At 72.3% G+C, this 16,077-nt stretch carries 15 protein-coding genes; 14 read left to right on the top strand and 1 reads right to left on the bottom strand.

Features of this window, described 5'->3' with window-relative positions; all coding sequences use genetic code 11:
* Nucleotides 1–3 precede the first annotated feature (3 nt).
* The 6 genes from Leucomu_RS14695 to Leucomu_RS14670 all read left to right on the top strand — a co-directional run bounded on the left by Leucomu_RS14695 (nt 4) and on the right by Leucomu_RS14670 (nt 7,090).
* Complete coding sequence (locus Leucomu_RS14695; protein ID WP_017884034.1) at nt 4–822, top strand: SDR family NAD(P)-dependent oxidoreductase; 819 nt, start codon at nt 4–6, stop codon at nt 820–822.
* Nucleotides 819–1,694 (top strand): sugar phosphate isomerase/epimerase family protein, encoded by an 876-nt coding sequence (locus Leucomu_RS14690; RefSeq protein ID WP_128387682.1) that lies wholly within the window; start codon nt 819–821, stop codon nt 1,692–1,694. Before Leucomu_RS14695 ends, Leucomu_RS14690 begins: the two co-directional genes overlap by 4 nt.
* Nucleotides 1,695–1,916: 222 nt before the next feature.
* The gene (locus Leucomu_RS14685) at nt 1,917–3,296 is read left to right on the top strand and encodes an aldehyde dehydrogenase family protein (RefSeq protein WP_228407125.1); all 1,380 of its coding nucleotides are present in this window, start codon (nt 1,917–1,919) and stop codon (nt 3,294–3,296) included.
* Between the two features lie 118 nt (nt 3,297–3,414).
* The gene (gene iolD, locus Leucomu_RS14680) at nt 3,415–5,364 is read left to right on the top strand and encodes a 3D-(3,5/4)-trihydroxycyclohexane-1,2-dione acylhydrolase (decyclizing) (RefSeq protein WP_128387681.1); all 1,950 of its coding nucleotides are present in this window, start codon (nt 3,415–3,417) and stop codon (nt 5,362–5,364) included.
* Nucleotides 5,352–6,161, top strand: a complete 810-nt coding sequence (locus tag Leucomu_RS14675) for an HpcH/HpaI aldolase family protein (protein ID WP_017884030.1) — start codon at nt 5,352–5,354, stop codon at nt 6,159–6,161. Before iolD ends, Leucomu_RS14675 begins: the two co-directional genes overlap by 13 nt.
* Nucleotides 6,158–7,090, top strand: a complete 933-nt coding sequence (locus tag Leucomu_RS14670) for an NAD(P)-dependent oxidoreductase (RefSeq protein ID WP_128387680.1) — start codon at nt 6,158–6,160, stop codon at nt 7,088–7,090. The genes Leucomu_RS14675 and Leucomu_RS14670 overlap by 4 nt, the downstream gene beginning before the upstream one ends.
* A 39-nt stretch (nt 7,091–7,129) precedes the next feature.
* On the opposite strand, the gene Leucomu_RS14665 is transcribed toward Leucomu_RS14670, so the two are convergent.
* Nucleotides 7,130–8,005, bottom strand: coding sequence for a sugar phosphate isomerase/epimerase family protein (locus tag Leucomu_RS14665; protein WP_128387679.1), 876 nt, complete (start codon nt 8,003–8,005; stop codon nt 7,130–7,132).
* A gap of 325 nt (nt 8,006–8,330) precedes the next feature.
* Between Leucomu_RS14665 and Leucomu_RS14660 the strand changes: the two genes are divergently transcribed.
* The 8 genes from Leucomu_RS14660 (at nt 8,331) to Leucomu_RS14625 (ending at nt 16,003) form a co-directional block, all read left to right on the top strand.
* Nucleotides 8,331–9,329 carry a substrate-binding domain-containing protein gene (locus Leucomu_RS14660; RefSeq protein WP_031290007.1) on the top strand — a complete coding sequence of 333 codons (999 nt, stop codon included), beginning with the start codon at nt 8,331–8,333 and terminating at the stop codon, nt 9,327–9,329.
* Nucleotides 9,330–9,350: 21 nt separating this feature from the next.
* Entirely contained in the window at nt 9,351–10,397 is a 1,047-nt protein-coding gene (locus Leucomu_RS14655) for an ABC transporter permease (protein ID WP_017884026.1), read from the top strand.
* Nucleotides 10,394–11,326, top strand: a complete 933-nt coding sequence (locus Leucomu_RS14650; protein WP_017884025.1) for an ATP-binding cassette domain-containing protein — start codon at nt 10,394–10,396, stop codon at nt 11,324–11,326. The genes Leucomu_RS14655 and Leucomu_RS14650 overlap by 4 nt, the downstream gene beginning before the upstream one ends.
* Nucleotides 11,327–11,411: 85 nt before the next feature.
* On the top strand, nt 11,412–12,167 hold the full coding sequence (locus Leucomu_RS14645; RefSeq protein WP_128387678.1) for an MFS transporter: 756 nt from the start codon (nt 11,412–11,414) through the stop codon (nt 12,165–12,167).
* Entirely contained in the window at nt 12,083–12,616 is a 534-nt protein-coding gene (locus Leucomu_RS14640) for an MFS transporter (protein WP_164884582.1), read from the top strand. Before Leucomu_RS14645 ends, Leucomu_RS14640 begins: the two co-directional genes overlap by 85 nt.
* Before the next feature lie 182 nt (nt 12,617–12,798).
* Entirely contained in the window at nt 12,799–14,022 is a 1,224-nt protein-coding gene (locus tag Leucomu_RS14635) for a Gfo/Idh/MocA family protein (RefSeq protein ID WP_128387676.1), read from the top strand.
* Nucleotides 14,023–14,099: 77 nt separating this feature from the next.
* Entirely contained in the window at nt 14,100–14,969 is an 870-nt protein-coding gene (locus tag Leucomu_RS14630; RefSeq protein ID WP_128387675.1) for a sugar phosphate isomerase/epimerase family protein, read from the top strand.
* Nucleotides 14,966–16,003: a Gfo/Idh/MocA family protein gene (locus Leucomu_RS14625; RefSeq protein WP_128387674.1), complete on the top strand. Its 1,038-nt coding sequence runs from the start codon at nt 14,966–14,968 to the stop codon at nt 16,001–16,003. The genes Leucomu_RS14630 and Leucomu_RS14625 overlap by 4 nt, the downstream gene beginning before the upstream one ends.
* Nucleotides 16,004–16,077: the final 74 nt, after the last annotated feature.

The raw sequence follows: 16,077 nt of genomic DNA, 5'->3' as shown, positions 1-16,077 counted from the left end.
GCGATGGCAATCGGAAATCAGGAGCGCGCGCGCTGGGTCCTCGTGACCGGCGGCGCGTCGGGGATCGGCGCGGGCATCGCCCGGGCTCTGCACGACGACGGCTACGGGGTGATCCTCGCGGATCGCGATGCGGACCGCCTCGACGAGGTCGCGGCCTCGTTCGAGCGCGTGCGCACGGTGGTCGCCGACGTGAGCGACTCGGCCGCGACAGCGGCGCTGCGCGAGGCTGCCGAATCGGTCGACGGCCTGTGGGGGCTCGTGAACGCGGCCGGCATCTCGCTCGTGAAGCACTTCCTGCTCAACACGGAGGAGGAGTGGACGCGGATCCTGCGCGTCAACCTCGAGGGCACCTTCCGGTCGTGCCAGGCCGTCGCCCCGGTGCTGCGGAGCAACGGCGGGGGAGCGATCGTGAACATCGCGTCGATCACGGGCCGCACCCCGGCGGCGCTGCAGGGCGCATACGCGGCGTCGAAGGCCGGCGTGATCGGGTTCTCGAAGAGCCTCGCCTTCGACCTGGGCCCGCTGAACATCACGGTGAACGCGGTGTGCCCCGGTGTGGTGCGCACGCCGATCTGGGACCGCATCCTGGAGCAGGACGCGGCGGCCACCGGGCGCGGAGAGGACGAGATCTTCGCCGAGCACGTGAAGCCGATCCCGATGGGCCGGCCGCAGACCGTCGAGGAAGTCGGCGAGCTCTGCCGCTTCCTGCTGTCCGACGGTGCGCGGAGCATCTCCGGGGAGGAGATCGGCGCGACGGGCGGCATGGCGTTCGTCGAGTTCGATTTCGCCGCGGCTGCGGGCGAACTGCCGGAGGAGCTATGAGCCGGACACCGGACGCCGAGGTGGTCGCGTCGAGCTGGACGAGCGCCGGGGCGGTCGCTCCGCTCTACCCGGATGAGCGCAGCACCTATTCGATCGACGAGCGGATCGCCGCGCTCGCGAAGACGGGCTGGTCCGGCATGGGGCTGAACCAGGCCGATCTCGCCGAGATCAAGCGCACGATCGGGTTCGAGGAGCTGCGCAGGAGGCTCGATGCGGCGGGGCTGGAGTACCGCGAGGTCGAGTTCCTGAACGACTGGTGGCTGGAGGAGGAGCTCTGGCGCGAGACGTGGGAGCTGCTGCTCGAGGCGGCGGGGGCCATCGGGGCCTCGTTCGTGAAGGTGGGGGCGGCGTTCAACGGCCCGGAGGAGGACTTCGGGTATCTGGTCGAGCCGTTCCGCCGGCTGGGGCGGGAGGCCGCCGAGCGGGGGCTGCGGGTGGCGATCGAGCCGATCGCGTTCTCGGGCGTCGACACGACGCCGAAGGGCGCGGCGCTCGTGCGCGAGGCGGGACTGCCGAACGTCGGGATCTGCATCGACTTCTGGCACGTCTTCCGCGCGGGCACGCCGTTCTCGGAGATCACGGCAGCGGTCTCGGGCGAGCAGGTGTTCTCGGTGGAGATGGGGGACTGCCCGGCTGAGTCGCTGCCGGATCTCTTCACCGACACGATCGACAACCGGCGGCTCTGCGGCGAGGGCGACTTCGACGTGCAGGGTCTCGTGGACGCGATCCGCGCCACGGGCTTCGCCGGCCCGTGGGGCGTCGAGATGCTGTCCAGGGAGTACCGGAAGCTGCCGCTCGAGGACGCGGTGCGGGTCGCCCGCGACGCGGCGCTGCCGTACCTGGTGCGACGCGGCGCTGCCGTATCCGGTTGAGAGTGCGCGGAGGCGGCGGTGAGGGATCCGGGCAGGCGGATGGTGAGTTCGCGGGCCCCGGTCCTCGCCTCCGGAGCGTGGCGAGGTTGACGGGACCGCGATCTCGCGCGTACAATTTGGACCGGTCCAAGTTCGAGGGTGAAGGGGCGGCGATGAGCGCGCAGGCACGTGAGTACGGCAGTTTCGGTCTGTTGATCGGCGGCGAGTGGCGCGAGGCGGCCGATGGCGCGCGCAGCGGTGCGCTCGCCCTACGACGCCCGCGCCGTGGGCGAGGTGGCCGTCGCCACCGCCGCCGACGTCGACGCCGCGATCTCGGCCGCCGAGCGGGGAGCCGTCGTCTGGCGCCGCACCCCCGCCCACGAGCGCGCCGCGATCCTGAACCGCGCAGCCGACCTCGCCGACGCCCGCGCCGAGCGGATCGCCGCCACCATCTCGGCCGAGAACGGCAAGCCGCTCGCCGAGGCGCTCGGCGAGGCGCGCCGATCCGGATCCATCATCCGCCTCTCGGCCCACGAGGGCAGCCAGCTCTACGGAGACAGCCTGCCGCTCGACGCGAACCCGGGTACGGGGCAGGACAAGGTCGGCTTCACGCTGCGCCAGCCTGTCGGGATCGTCGTCGCCATCACCCCGTTCAACTACCCCGCGTTGCTGGTGCTGCACAAGGTTGGCCCGGCCCTGGCCGCCGGCAACGCGGTCATCCTCAAGCCGGCGGCGGCCACCCCGCTCACCGCCCTCGCTCTCGCGCAGCTCTTCGTCGAGGCCGGCGTGCCCGAGGGCGTCATCTCGGTGGTGACCGGATCGGGTGGCGTGCTCGGCGACGCGCTGGTGACGGATCCGCGCGTGCGCAAGATCTCGTTCACCGGCTCGACCGGCGTGGGCGAGCGCATCGCCTCGATCGCCGGAGTGAAGAAGCTCTCGCTCGAGCTCGGCGCCTCCTCGCCCACGCTCGTCCTGCCCGGAGCCGACATCGAGAAGGCCGCGTCGGCCGTGGCCGCCGGCGGCTACGTCAACGCCGGCCAGGTGTGCATCTCGGTGCAGCGGGTGATCGTGCACCGCGAGGTCGAGGCCGACTTCCTCGACGCGCTGCTGCCGAAGGTGCAGGCGATCCGCACCGGCGACCCCTTCGCCGAGGGCGTCACCCTCGGCCCGCTCATCACCGAGACCGAGGCGCGCCGAGTCGAGCGCAGCCTCGCGCAGGCCGTCGCCGACGGCTCGACCCTGCTCACGGGAGGCGAGCGCGACGGAGGCTTCGTGTCGCCCGCGATCGTGACCGGCGTCGACACCCGGCAGGCCCTCGCGCAGCAGGAGCTCTTCGGCCCCGCCGTGGCCGTCACCGCGGTCGACGACCTCGACGCGGCCATCGATGCGGCGAACGGCACGCCCTACGGCCTCGCCGCCGGCGTGTTCGGCGGCACCCTCGCCGAGGGGATCCGCGCGATGCGCGAGATCGACGCCGGCAGCGTGCACCTCGGCTGGACGCCGCTCTGGCGGGCCGACCTCATGCCCTACGGCGGCTTCAAGGCCAGCGGATACGGCAAGGAGGGCGTGCGGTCGACGATCGACGAGATGACGGAAGTGAAGACCGTCGTGATGCACGGGTGATCCGGATCGGGATCGCGCCCGATCGAACTCCGCGCGAGCAGCCCGACCGGCCGCGCGCCACCAGCATCATCCGCACCTCTTCTACAGACCGCAGGAACACAGCAACAGAAGGAGCATCATGGTCCAGGGAACCTCGGGGCGAACCGTGCGCCTCACCGTCGCGCAGGCGATCGTGCGCTACGTCGCCGCCCAGCACTCGGTGGCCGACGGCGAGCGTCGCCGCTTCGTGCCCGCCGCGCTCGGCATCTTCGGGCACGGCAACGTGGCCGGCCTCGGTCAGGCGCTCGCGGAGCACGCGGATCGCCTGCCGTTCGTGCAGGGCCGCAACGAGCAGGCGCTCGGGCACATGGCCACCGGCTTCGCGAAGGCGTCGAAGCGCCGTCAGACCCTCGCCGTGACCGCGTCGATCGGCCCCGGGGCCACGAACCTCGTCACCGCGGCCGCGCTCGCCACCGTGAACCGCATCCCGCTGCTGCTCTTCCCCGGCGACACCTACGCGACCCGTCGACAGGGGCCCGTGCTGCAGCAGCTCGATCTGCCCGGCACCCCCGACGTGACGGCCAACGACACCTTCCGCCCGGTGGCGCGCTTCTTCGACCGCATCACTCGGCCCGAGCAGCTGCTCACCGCCCTGCCGCAGGCGTTCCGCGTGCTCGCCAACCCCGAGGAGACGGGTGCCGTGGTGGTCGCCCTGCCGCAGGACGTGCAGTCGCACGCCTTCGACTTCCCCGCCGAGTTCTTCGAGGATCGCGACTGGGCGATCCGCCGGCGCGTGCCCGACCCCGCCGAGATCGCGGGCGTCGCCGAACTCATCAGGGGGGCCGAACGTCCGCTCGTCATCGCGGGCGGCGGCGTCATCTACTCCGATGCCCAGGCCGAACTCACCGAACTCGGCCGGCGCACCCTGCTGCCCATCAGCGAGACGTTCGCAGGCAAGGGAGCCGTCGTCGAGGACGGCCCGTGGAGCGTCTTCGGCGTCGGCCTCGAGGGCGCCCCCACCACCAACCGCCTCGCCGAGCGCGCCGACCTGGTGGTGCACGTCGGCACCCGTCTCACCGACTTCGCCACCGCCTCGCAGTCGCTGTTCGCGAACCCCGACGTGCGCTTCGCCTCGATCAACGTGGTCGAGCACGACGCCGTGAAGCAGGGCGCCACCGCCGTGATCGCCGATGCGAGGCTCGCGCTCGCCGCGCTCGCCGCCGAACTCGACGGCTACCGTGTGCCGGACGCGTGGGCCGACGAGGTCGAGGCCTCGCGGGCCGCCTGGCTGCCGGTGCGCGACGCCGCGCTCGATCCCGACACCCTCTTCCCGAAGCAGCAGCACCCCGAGCTGCCCGACACCGACGCCGTGCTCACCCAGGGCCAGCTCATCGGCCTCATGCAGCAGCACGCGCGGCCCGGCGACACGATCGTCGCCGCGGCGGGCGGCCCTCCCGGCGACCTGCAGAAGGTGTGGGACGCGACGGGAGGGCGCCACGCGCACCTCGAGTTCGGCTTCTCGTGCATGGGGTACGAGCTGCCCGCCGCGATGGGCGTGCGCGTCGCCGACTCCGATCCCGAGCACCGGGTCACCGCGTTCATCGGTGACGGCACCTTCGTCATGATGCCGACCGAGATCGTCACCGCGGCGCAGGAGGGCATCCCGTTCACCGTGGTCATCTCGGAGAACCACGGCTACCAGGTGATCCGGCGCCTGCAGATGTGGCGCACGGGCGAGCACTTCGGCAACGAGTTCCGCTACCGCGAGGGCGACGGGTCGCTCGCCGCGGCCGACGCCGGCCGGCTCGAGGGCGACTACCTGCGGATCGACCTGACCCGGATCGCGGCGGGCCTCGGCGCCGAGGTGCGCCGGCCCGTCACGGCCGACGAGGTGCGCGTCGCGCTCGACGAGACCCGCGGGGTGCGCGGGCCCGTGGTGATCGTGGTGCCCACGATCCCCCACGCCGACCTGCCGTCGTCGGAGGTGTGGTGGGACGTGTCGCCCGCCGAGGTGTGGGAGCGGGTCGACACCTCCGAGAAGCTGGCCGAGTACGGCGAGGGCTTCGCGATGCAGCGGTGGCACGGGTGAGCGGGCCGGATCGCGCCGCCGGCCCCCTCTCCGCCGGCCGCGGGCTGCGCGAGCGGCTGCTCTCGGGCGAGCCGACGATCGGCACGTTCCTCGGCCTCGGCTCGGTGACCGCGGCCGAGGTCTGCGCCGCCGCCGGCCTGGACTGGGTGCTCGTCGACCTCGAGCACGGCGGTGGAGACGAGGATCAGGTGGGCGCGATCGTCGCGGCCGCCGGCGCGTACGGCGCGGCCACGCTGGTGCGCGTCGAGCAGCCGGAGCGGATCCGGATCGGCCGCGTGCTCGACGCGGGCGCCGCCGGGGTGATGCTCCCGCGCATCTCGAGCGCGGCCGAGGCCGCCGAGGCGCGCCGGCATCAGCTCTATCCGCCGCAGGGCGACCGCGGCGTGGCGAGTTACAACCGCGCCGCGCGCTGGACGCTCGACACGGCCGCGCTCGACCGCTCGAACGAGCAGACGGTCGGCATCGTGCAGATCGAGACGCTCGGCGCGGTCGAGCAGTTGGACGAGATTGCAGCGACCGACGGCGCCGACGTGCTCTTCGTGGGCCCGCAGGATCTCAGCTACGCGCTCGGCGTGCCGAGACGTTTCGACGACGAGGGGTTCCAGCGGGTGCTCGACCGCGTGGTCGAGGCGTGCCGCAGGCACGGCAAGACGGCGGGCATCCTGGCGAACGACCGCGCGGGCGCCGAGCGGTACCTGGAGCGCGGCTTCGGCTTCCTCGCGGTCGGTTCGGACGCCACGCTGCTCGCCGCGACCGTGCGCGACGCGATCCCCGATGGGGTGGGGGCGCCGCGATGACCGGTCCGGCGCGAGGGGGAGCCGACGCCGTCGTGGTCGGGCTCGGCCCGGTCGATCCCGCCCTCGTGCGCCCGTTCCTGCCCGAGGGCGCGCTCTTCGTGGCCGATCCCTCGGCGGGCGACCTCGCGGTGGCCGAGGGGGCCATCGTGCGCGCCGCGTTCGACGTCGATCGCCCGCTGCTCGATCGCATGCCGCGGCTGCGGGTCGTGGCCCGCACGGGCGTGGGCGTCGAACGCGTCGACGTGGCCGCGGCGGCCGAGCGGGGGATCGCCGTCGCGGTGACGCCCGGCAGCAACAGTCGAGCCGTCGCCGAGGGGGCGTTCGCGATGGTCTGCTCGCTCGTCAAGCGGCTGGGGGAGTCGAACGCGTTCGTCGCCTCGGGGAACTGGGGGAGCGGGTCCGCGCCCGTTCCCGGCGACCTGTTCGGCAAGACCCTCGCCGTGCTCGGCTTCGGGCGGATCGGGCGGATCATCGCGGGCTTCGGCGCCGCGTTCGGCATGCGGGTGATCGTGCACGACCCGTTCGTGCGGTCGGAGGAGTACGAGAACGCGAGCCTCGAGGAAGCGGTGCGCCTCGCCGACGCGATCACCCTGCACTTGCCGGGCGGCGGCGGCGAGCTGCTGCCGATCGAGCTGCTACGCACGGCGCGGCCCGGGCTCGTGCTCGTGAACTGCGCCCGCGCCGATCTCGTGAGCGCGGCGACGCTGCTCGCCGGCCTCGACGAGGGGCTGCTCGCGGGCGTCGGTCTCGACGTGTTCGAGGTCGAGCCGGCGCGGGACCGCCCCCTGGCGGGGGATCAGCGCGTGCTGCTGAGCCCGCACACCACCGGGCTCTCCGAGGGCGCCATGGCGGCTACGTTCCGCATGGCCGCGGAGGCGGTGACGGCGACGCTCGCGGGCGGATCGCCGGCCCACGTGGCCGCGGTGTAGCCGCGCGGGCCCGCGACGCGCGCAGATCGGCTCCGGCGCTCAGGCGGCGCGGTGGTCCGCCTCGGCGAAGCAGGCGAGCGCGGCCTCGCGCGCCTCGCGGAGCGCCTGCGGCAGGGGCAGGCCGCGGTGCCGATCCGAGAGCATCTCGACGCCCCAGGGCCCGTCGAAACCGGTGGCGCGCACGGCGGCGATGAACGCTGGCACGTCGAACGAGCCCTGCCCGGGCAGCAGGCGGCGTTGCGCGGTGTCCTCGAAGAGGGTGCCGACGGGCTCTGCGGCAGCGTCATCGAGCTCGACCGCGAAGAGGTGCTCGCCGGGCAGGGATTCGGCGATCAGGGCGTAGTCGGTGCCGGGGCGCGCGACGTGCCAGACGTCGAGGCAGAGCCCGCCGGCCGGGTGGCCGACCCGCGTCACGAGGTCGATGCCGGCCCGCAGGTCGCGCAGGGTGCCGGCGAAGGGCAGGAACTCGAGCGCGACGCGGGTGCCGTGCTCGGCCGCCTCGGCGGCGAGCGTGGCGAAGCTCTCGGCGAGGCGATCGGGGTCGGCGGGCGCCGAGGTGTCGGGTCCCACCTTGACGGTGGCCGCCCCCGCGGCCTCGGCGGCGTCGAAGACGTCGCGTCGCACGCGGTCGGAGGCGGTTCGCCGCTCGCCGTCGGTCCCCCAGTCCTCGATGAGCTCGAGCTCGAGGTGCTCGACGCCGTGATCGTCGAGCAGGCGGCGCAGCTCGCCGAGCGGGCGGGTGCGGCGGAACTCGACGAGGTCGGCGTGCACGAGCCCGAAGCCGCTCCAGCCGTCGGCTGCGGCTGCGGCGATGCGGTCGGCGACCGTGAACGGGCTGCGGGTGAGGGGCCCGGAGGGGCTGGCGGCGCCCGCCGTGGTCCAGCAGGTGGCGAGCAGTCTGGGTTCGCGGTTCACGTCGCTCCTCTGTGTGGTCGGCGGAGCCGTCCTTGACAGCGCCGCGCGGTCGTGTGATGATTTGGACCGGTCCAAGTTTACCAGGATGTTTCATCTCGGGAACAGGGATCAGGCGGTGCCGATCCCGGGCGCGTCGGCGGCGATTCGCCCCGCGCGCGGGGCGAATCGAGGCGCGGGCAGGCGTTTCGGGGCAGAATTGCGGTGTCGCCAGGTCGTTATCGAACCTTTACCGTAGATGTCGCCCGACTCGGGAAGTTGCGGTACTGTAAATCCAGAGCGCAAGCTTTGTAACGACATTAGTTCAAAAACACGATGGAGTGAAACTATGTTGAAGTCACGTATGGGCCGTTGGACCAAGTTCGGACTCGCGGGTGCGGCGGCCGCCGGTGCGCTGCTGCTCGCGGCCTGCGGATCCCCCGCGGGCGCAGGCGGCGGCGCGGCAGGCGGCGATGACGGCGGTGGCGGCTCGGATCTCGAGCCGCTGAAGGTCGCGCTCGTCACCCACGCGGCTCCCGGCGACACCTTCTGGGACACCATCCGCGCAGGCGCCGAGGATGCGGCCGAGAAGAATGCGGTCGAGCTGCTCTACAGCTCCGATCCCGACGGCGCCCGCCAGGCTCAGCTCGTGCAGCAGGCGGTCGACCAGGGGGTCGACGGCATCGTGGTCACGCTCGCGAAGGCCGACGCCATGTCGGGCGAGGTGCAGAAGGCCGTCGAGGCCGGCATCCCCGTCTTCAGCATCAACGCCGGCGAGGAGCAGTTCAAGGACATGGGCGTGCTCGCGCACTTCGGCCAGAACGAGTTCATCGCGGGCCAGGCCGCGGGCGAGCAGTTCAACAACGCCGGCCTGAAGCGCGTCATCTGCGTCATCCAGGAGCAGGGCCACGTCGGCCTCGAGTCGCGCTGCGAGGGTCTCGCCGACACCTTCACCGGCACCTCCGAGGTGCTGTACGTGCAGGGCACCGACATGACCAACGTCGCCTCGACCATCACGTCGAAGCTGCAGACCAACTCCGATATCGACGGCGTGCTCACCCTGGGCGCACCGTTCGCGCTCACCGCGCAGGATTCGATCGCCGACGCGGGTTCGAGCGCGCTGCTCGCGACGACCGACCTCAACGGCGACGTCTACAACGCGATCAAGGACGGCTCGATCCTCTTCGGCATCGACCAGCAGCCGTTCCTGCAGGGCTACTCCAGCGTCGAGGCCGTGCGCCTGTACAAGCAGGGCGGCTACGTGCTCGGCGGCGGCCAGGCCGTGCTCACCGGCCCCGCGGTGGTCAACGCCGACAACCTCGACAGCGTCGCCGCACAGTTCGAGTAAGCAGGCGGCGGGATCTCTCACATGTCTACGACAACAGCCCCCAAGGCTGACGAGCGGCTGGCCTCCGGCAACCTGTTCACCAGGTTCTTCACCAAGCCGGAGGCCGGCGCCACCGCCGCAGCACTGGTCCTCGTGATCATGTTCGCGGCGGTCGCGCCCCAGTTCACGAAGCCGGAGTCGATCGCCACGATCCTCTACGGCGCCTCGACCGTCGGCATCATGGCCGTCGGCGTCTCGCTGCTCATGATCGGCGGCGAGGTCGACCTCTCCGCCGGCGTGGGCGTGGTCTTCTCGGCGCTCTCCGCGTCGCTCTTCCTGTACTGGTTCGGCGGCAACGTGTGGATCGGGGTGATCGTCGGCCTCTTCACGTCTCTGCTGCTCGGATTCGTCAACGGGTGGTTGCTCACGAAGACGAAACTCTCCAGCTTCATCATCACGCTGGCGACGTTCTTCATGATCACCGGCCTGAATCTCGGCGTGACCCGCGCGATCACGGGCGGCGTCGCCGCCCCCTCGATCGAGCAGTGGCCCGGCTTCGAGTCGGCCGCGGCGGTCTTCGCCTCCGACATCCCCGTCTTCGGCGTCAAGGTCAAGATCACGGTGTTCTACTGGATCCTGCTCGTGATCATCGCGACCTGGATCCTGCAGCGCACGAAGACCGGCAACTGGATCTTCTCGAGCGGCGGCGCGCCGGACGCGGCCCGCGCCGTGGGCGTGCCCGTGGTGTGGACCAAGATCGGCCTCTACATGGGCGTGAGCTTCTGCGCCTGGCTGCTCGGCATGCACCAGCTGTTCGCCTTCAAGACGGTGCAGTCCGGCGAGGGCATCGGCAACGAGTTCCTCTACATCATCGCCGCGGTCGTCGGCGGCTGCCTCATGACGGGCGGCTACGGCAGCGCGATCGGCGGCGCGATCGGCGCCCTCATCTACGGCATGGCGCTCAAGGGCGTCGTATACGCGGAGTGGAACCCCGACTGGCTGAAGTTCTTCCTCGGCGCGATGCTCCTCGGGGCGACCGTGCTGAACTTCACGCTGCAGCGCCGCGCGGGCAAGGGAGGCAGGAAATGAACGCCACCGCAACGGTCGAGCCGAAGACCGGCGCGCCGCTCGTCGAGCTTCGCGAGGCGGGCAAGCGCTACGGCAACATCATCGCGCTGCGCGACGTGAGCCTGAAGGTGAGCCCGGGAGAGGTGATGTGCGTGCTCGGCGACAACGGCGCCGGCAAGTCGACGCTCATCAAGATCATCGCGGGTCTGCACCAGAACACCGAGGGCGCCTATCTCGTCGAGGGTGAGGAGGTGAAGTTCGGCTCCCCCCGCGAGGCGCTCAACCGCGGCATCGCCACGGTCTACCAGGATCTCGCGGTCGCGCCGCTCATGCCGGTGTGGCGCAACTTCTTCCTCGGCTCCGAGGTGACGAAGGGGTGGGGGCCGTTCCGCCGGCTCGACGTCGACTTCATGCGGAAGACGGCGAAGAAGGAACTGCTCGACATGGGCATCGATCTGCGCGACGTGGATCAGCCGATCGGCACCCTCTCGGGGGGCGAGCGCCAGTGCGTCGCCATCGCCCGAGCCGTGTACTTCGGCGCGAAGGTGCTGATCCTCGACGAGCCGACCGCCGCGCTCGGCGTGAAGCAGTCGGGTGTCGTGCTGCGCTACATCATCCAGGCGCGCGACCGCGGTCTGGGCGTGATCTTCATCACGCACAACCCGCACCACGCCTACCCCGTGGGAGACCGGTTCCTGCTGCTGAAGCGCGGCCAGAGCATCGGCTACCACGAGAAGTCGGAGATCTCGCTCGAGGAGCTGACCGGCCTGATGGCGGGCGGCGCCGAGCTCGAGCAGCTGGTGCACGAGCTGCGTCAGGTGGGCACCAGCACCGACACGGTGCGCACGATCCGCAACGAGATCGAAGGGGACACCGCCGCGGGTGTCGGCCACGTGCCGGTCACGGAGGCCGTGACGGCGATCCCCATGGAAGAGGACGACGGCCGATAGGCCGCCCCCGTGGTGAACGGGGTGACCGCTCGAGCGTTCGAGCGGTCACCCCGTTCACGTGCGCGCCGTTCGAGAGGAGCCCCGCATGTCCGGTCATCGCCGTCTTCGGGGCGCGATCCTGATCGCCGCCCTCGTGTGCGGGGGATTCGGGATCGGCGTCAGCGAGTTCATCGTGATGGGGCTGCTGCCGCAGATCGCCGCGGATCTGCTGCCGACGCTGTACGCGAGTCGCCCGGAGGCGGCGCTGGCGGCGAGCGGCGGGCTCGCCTCGGCCTACGCGCTGGGCGTGGTGGCGGGCATGGTGTCGACGCCGATCGTGATCCGATGCCTGTCCGAGCGCGGCGCCCTGCTCGTCTGCGCGGGCGGCATGCTGCTCTTCACCGTGCTCACGGCGTTCGCCCCGTCGCTGCCGGTGGCGCTCGCGCTGCGGTTCCTCGCGGCGCTCACGCACGCGAGCTTCATCGGGGTGGGTGCGATGGCGGGCGCGCACATGCTCGGGCACACGCGCTACGGCCGGGGTTCGGCGATCGTGCACGGCGGGCTCGCCGCGGCGAACCTGCTGGGGGTGCCGGTGCTCACGGCGATGGGGCAGGCGGCCGACTGGCGGCTGATCGTGGGCGGCGCGTCGCTGCTGTTCGCGGTGCCGTTCGTGGCGCTGCTGCGCGTCGCACCGCCTGCGGGGGCGGTGTACGAGCCGGGGCTGCGGTCGGCGGCCATCGGCCGGCGCCCGGGCTGTTCGTGCTCGGGGCTGCGGCGGTGCTGGTCGCCGCGAGCGGGTTCGCGGTCGTCACCTACGTCGCCCCCGTCATCGGGTGGGTGCAGGGCGGCGGGGGTCTGCTGACGACGGCGTGGGCGATGCTCGCGTTCGGGATCGGCATGAACCTCGGCAACCTCGGCGCCGGGTGGCTGGCGGATCGGGCTGCGGTCGCTGCGTTCTGGGTCGCGGGAGGCGCGGGCGCGGTTGGGGCGTGCCTGCTGCTGGTGCCGGGCATCGGCTGGGCGGGCGCGGCAGCGGGGCTGCTGCTGATCGGCGCGATGCTGGGCGGGGGCAGTCCCGCGGGCCAGGTGCTGTTCCTGCGCGAGCTGCGCCGCTTTCCGCGGCTCGCGTCGTCGATGCCGTCGGGCACCGCGAACCTCGGCAGCTTCGTCGGGTCGCTCGCGGGCGCGGGGCTGCTCGCGGGCGTCGGCCCGGGCGCACTGCCGTATGGGGCGCTGGGGCTGCTCGGGATCGGGCTGCTGCTGTTCGCGGTGCGCGGGATCCGCGGCCCGTTCTTCGGCGCTGACCGATGATTCGGATCGAGGCTCGCGATCCGCTCCGAGATGCGGGTGAGCTCCGAAGCGCGGGCGGGACGAGCCGACCGTGTTGACAGCCCCAACGCCTTGTCCTTACAATTTGGACCGGTCCATAATTCGAGCCGACCGACCCGCGACGACGCACGGTGCCCAGCACCTCGACTGAAAGAACCACGATCATGCAGACGAACGAAGACGGCACCACCACGATCGGCGTCGGGCTCATCAGCGTGGGCTGGATGGGGCAGCTGCACAGCCGTGCCTACACGAACCTGCGCTACGCCTACCCCGACCTCAAGATCCGCCCCCGTCTCGTGCACGCGGCCGACCCCGCCTCCGCCCGCGCCGAGGAGGCCGTCGAGGTGCTCGGCTACGAGCGGGCCTCGGCCGACTACCGCGACGTGCTGAACGACCCCGAGGTCGATGTCGTCTCGATCTGCGCCCCCAACTTCCTGCACGCCGAGATCGGCGTCGCCGCCGCGCGCGCAGGCAAGCACTTCTGGATCGAGAAGCCCGTCGGCCGAGGTGAGCACGAGACCCGCGAGGTGGCCGAGGCCGCGGCCGAGGCCGGCGTCGTCTCGTCGATCGGATTCAACTACCGGCACGCGCCCGCCGTCGAGTACCTGCGCGAGCTCGTCGCCGAGGGCCGGCTCGGCCGCATCACCAACGTGCGCGGCCAGATGTTCGCCGACTACTCGGCCGACCCCCGCGGCGCGCTGTCGTGGCGCTTCGTGCGCGGCCTCGCCGGCAACGGGGTGCTAGGCGACCTGATGGGGCACCTCGTCGACCTCGTGCAGTACGCGCTCGGCCCGATCCGCGAGGTCAGTGCGCTCACCTCGACCGTCTACGTCGAGCGCCCCGAGCTGCCCATGGGCACCGGCACGCACTTCGCCGTCATCGAGGACGGCGAGATGAAGCCCGTCGAGAACGAGGACTACGCCGCGATGCTCGTGCGCCTCTCGGACGACGCCTCGGCCTCGGGCGCGGTCGGCACGCTCGAGGCGTCGCGCGTCGCGGTCGGCCCGCGCGCCAGTTACGGCATCGAGGTCTACGGCACCGAGGGCTCGGCCCACTGGGACTTCGAACGCATGAACGAGCTGCACCTCTCTGGCGGCCTCGGCGCCGAGAACCAGGGCTACACCCGCATCATGGCCCGCCCCGGCATGGGCGACTTCGGCCGTTTCCAGCCCGGCGCCGGCACCGCGATGGGCTACGACGACCTCAAGGTGATCGAGGCGAAGAAGTTCCTGCAGGCCGTGCTCGGGCGCGAGGCGCTGAACTCGAACATCCAGGACGCGCTGTCGGCCGCGCAGGTCGTCACCGCGGCCGAGCGCTCCGCCGAGTCGCGCGGCTGGGAGCAGAGCTCCCCGGTCGCCGGCACGACCGCCTCGACGCGGGTCTGATCCGCCCCGAGCCCACCGCCGCTCCCCTCGCCGGACCCGGGGGGAGCGGGAGCACCCGCACCGACGAAGGAGTCACCATGAACGCACGCATCGCATCCGCGCCCATCAGCTGGGGCGTCATCGAGGTTCCCGACTGGGGGGTGCAGCTCGACCGCGAGCGGGTGCTCTCGGAGATGGTGGGCCTCGGGATCGCGGCCACCGAGTTCGGGCCCGAGGGCTTCCTGCCCGACGCGCCGGCCGAGCGGGCCGCGGCGCTCGCCGAGGCCGGTCTGCAGGCGGTCGGCGGGTTCTTCCCCGTGGTGCTGCACCGGGCCGACGAGGACCCGCTCCCCGTGATCGAGCGCGAGCTCGAGGCGTACGCGGCGGCCGGCGCCGGCACCATGGTGCTGTCGGCCGTGACGGGCGAGGAGGGCTACGACGGCGCCGCCGAGCTGAGCGACGAGGAGTGGGCGGCCCTGCTCGCGAACCTCGACCGCGCGCTCGACGCCGCGGCCGCGGTGGGCGTCGTGGCCACCCTGCACCCGCACCTCGGCACGGTCGTCGAGACGCCCGAGGCGGTCGCGCGCGTGGTCGAGGGGTCGCGCATCGGACTCTGCCTCGACACCGGCCACTACACGCTGGGCGGCGGCGACCCCGTCGACTTCGTGACGCGGCACGCCGACCGCATCGTGCACGCCCACCTCAAGGATGTGAGCCTCGATGTCGCGGGCCGGGTGCGCGCCGGCGAGATCGACTACCGCGAGGGGGTGCGGCAGGGCATGTACCGGGCGCTCGGCTCCGGCGACGCCCGCATCGGCGAGATCGTCGCCGCCCTGCGCGGCGCGGGCTACGACGGCTGGTACGTGCTCGAGCAGGACACGGTGGTCGAGAACGACGACGACGCGGTGCGCGCGCTCGACAACGCGCGCCGCAGCGTCGAGTTCATCCGGCAGGCGGTCGCGGCGTGAGCGAGCCGCTGAGGATCGGACTGCTGGGCGCCTCGCGCATCGCCGAACTCGCGATCACCGACGCGAGCCGCGCGACGGGCGATGTGCGGGCCGCGGTCGCGGCGCGGGATCCCGAGCGCGCCCGCGCCTACGCCGCCGAGCACGGCTACGGCGGCATCCGCGAGAGTTACGAGGCGCTCGTCGCCGACGACTCGCTCGACCTGATCTACATCGGCCTGCCGAACGGTCTGCACGCCGAGTGGACGGCGAGGGCGCTCGAAGCCGGGCGCTCGGTGCTGGTCGAGAAGCCCTTCGCGGCGAACCTGGCCGAGTTCGACGCCGTCGCGTCGCGGCTCGCGAGCTCGAGCGGCTGGGCCTGGGAGGCGTTCCACTACGCCGACCATCCCGCGGTGCAGCGCCTGGTCGACCTGGTGCGGCACGGCGACGCCGGAGCCGGCCTTTCGGAGGGCATCGGCGAGCTGCGCGAGGTCGAGGTGCGCATGCACATGCCCGCCCCGCCCGCGAGCGACCCGCGCTGGAGCTTCGAGCTCGCCGGCGGCACCATGATGGATCTCGGCTGCTACGCCCTGAACGCCCTGCTGCTGCTCGGCGACGCGATGGGCGCGCCGGTCGAGCTGGAGACGGCGGAGGCGGAGCCGTACGCGGGCGACGAGCGGGTCGACGCCGCCGTCGACGCGCGGCTGACGCTCGGCGACGTGCCCGCGACGGTGCGCACGAGCATGAACAGCTCCCGGTGGGACTTCGGCCTGCGGGTGACGGGCAGCCTGGGCGAGGTGCTGCTGCCGAACTTCGTGAAGCCGCAGGAGGACGACCGCCTGATCGTGCGCACGACGACGGGGGCCGGTGTCGAGGAGCGCGTCGAGCGCGCCGGCACGGTCTCGTCGTACGCGTACCAGCTGCGCAGGATCCGCCGCGAGCTGCGGGGCGGCGAGCGCCCCGCCGAGCCGCTCGCGCGATCCCGCCGCACGATGGCGCTCATCGATGCGATCTACACGGCGAGCGGCCTGCCGCTGCGCCCCGGCCGGCTCGACTGAACCCTCGGTGAGAGATCCGGCTTCGGTGCGTCGCCGTTTCTCTCACCGAAGCCGGATCTCTCACCGAACCCGAA

Origin of the sequence: Leucobacter muris, assembly GCF_004028235.1 — a bacterium.
Classification (GTDB): domain Bacteria; phylum Actinomycetota; class Actinomycetes; order Actinomycetales; family Microbacteriaceae; genus Leucobacter; species Leucobacter muris.
This window is presented reverse-complemented; position numbering and strand designations above follow the sequence as displayed.